This window comes from Pseudomonas songnenensis (assembly GCF_003696315.1).
GTDB classification, from domain to species: domain Bacteria; phylum Pseudomonadota; class Gammaproteobacteria; order Pseudomonadales; family Pseudomonadaceae; genus Stutzerimonas; species Stutzerimonas songnenensis.
Genome location: NZ_RFFN01000022.1, coordinates 1 through 350, shown reverse-complemented (window position 1 = coordinate 350; position 350 = coordinate 1). Strand labels below are relative to the sequence as shown.

At 59.1% G+C, this 350-nt stretch carries 1 protein-coding gene; it reads left to right on the top strand.

Features of this window, described 5'->3' with window-relative positions:
* Nucleotides 1-350 (top strand): EF-Tu C-terminal domain-related protein (locus EA798_RS20485; protein WP_476748397.1); only part of this gene is annotated, 350 nt, incomplete at both ends.

The following is a 350-nucleotide window of genomic DNA, read 5'->3' as shown; positions in this document are numbered from 1 at the left end:
CTGCTGCGTGGCACCAAGCGTGATGACGTCGAGCGTGGTCAGGTTCTGGCCAAGCCGGGCACCATCAAGCCGCACACCAAGTTCGAAGCTGAAGTGTACGTTCTGTCCAAGGAAGAAGGTGGCCGTCATACCCCGTTCTTCAAGGGCTACCGTCCGCAGTTCTACTTCCGTACCACTGACGTGACCGGTTCGTGCGAGCTGCCGGAAGGCGTTGAGATGGTGATGCCGGGCGACAACGTGAAAATGGTTGTTACCCTGATCAAGCCGATCGCCATGGAAGACGGCCTGCGCTTCGCGATTCGCGAAGGTGGTCGTACCGTTGGTGCTGGCGTGGTTGCCAAGATCGTCGA